This is a genomic window from Putridiphycobacter roseus (assembly GCF_003234935.1).
GTDB lineage: Bacteria > Bacteroidota > Bacteroidia > Flavobacteriales_D > Crocinitomicaceae > Putridiphycobacter > Putridiphycobacter roseus.
Genome location: NZ_QKSB01000057.1, coordinates 1 through 1075 on the forward strand (window position 1 = coordinate 1; position 1075 = coordinate 1075).

2 protein-coding genes are annotated in these 1075 nt (G+C 31.4%); both read right to left on the reverse strand.

The annotated features are described in order from the left end of the window. Positions 1 to 41: 41 nt before the first annotated feature. Positions 42 to 596 carry a hypothetical protein gene (locus DNU06_RS17470; RefSeq protein ID WP_111064786.1) on the reverse strand — a complete coding sequence of 185 codons (555 nt, stop codon included), beginning with the start codon at positions 594 to 596 and terminating at the stop codon, positions 42 to 44. Further along, complete coding sequence (locus DNU06_RS17475; protein ID WP_111064787.1) at positions 596 to 970, reverse strand: hypothetical protein; 375 nt, start codon at positions 968 to 970, stop codon at positions 596 to 598. The genes DNU06_RS17470 and DNU06_RS17475 overlap by 1 nt, the downstream gene beginning before the upstream one ends. Positions 971 to 1075 lie beyond the last annotated feature (105 nt).

Sequence of the window (1075 nt, forward strand, 5' to 3'; positions counted from 1 at the left end):
AACGTTTGAGCATGTTTTCGTTGCTGTAAGGTACGAAACAGCTATGAAATATGCTTGTTGTTGTAGTGTCGTTTTTTATTTATTGTTTTCCAAATTATTACACATAAGAGCACAAGCCCAATTCCCAGTCCTAAATAAAGCGAATAATCTACTGAGGGGTGGCTATTTTCATTCTGATTAACGTGTGTTTGAGCTTCTGAAAATATGGATTTAAACTGATATGCTTCAGTAATAAATTCTTCGGTTTGGGAGTCAAAACCTGAAAAACCATTTTCTAATAGAATATTAATTATTTGTTTAATTTCTTTGTTAGTTCCCTCATTTATATTTGAGTCCCAGTAAGGAAGAGAAATCGCAATTTCAGTATTGAACATAGCAACTTGATAAGTCGAAAAGTTCAATTCACAATGGTCTTCAGTCTCACTTTTAAACATTTCAAATTCGAATCCCAACTCTTCTATTTCTTGAACTATTTTATTCATCAATTCTGTGCCAATGAATATTTCACTTGTGGGATTTACCGTTCCCTCTAGTAAGTTATAGACATTGTCAAAATCTAATTTTTTAGTTTTTATGAAATCTATAACATAGCTCATCAATACTTATCTTTAGTTGACATATTTGCAATATAGTAGAAAGTCATTGAGATTAAAAAACACAAAATCCACGCACTTAGTTCCGCCGACCTTTGGTAATAATCGTTATGTTTAAAATCACTACTTATCAAATGTAAAATAGGTGTCGTCAATGTTAACACAAAGCCTGTCAAAATTCGTCTTGGTATACTTTTACTGATTAGTTTCTTGAAGCCTGCTACAATTGGGAAATATAAAACCAGACTAATAATAATCGATACTATGTTATAATAAAGTGAAGCCGAAATAATACTCCAGAAACTAGAAGAAGCCAAATTTGGCATGTTCGAAATATTATCAGGATGATAGCTTTCGTTCGTAAGATTATATTTCATTATGACAAAATAGAATATCATAAAAGACAAATCTTTAACAGCAATGTGGACTGGCAAAAGTCGAAATCCGTTCATCTTTAATTATTCTTCATATGCACTACAACG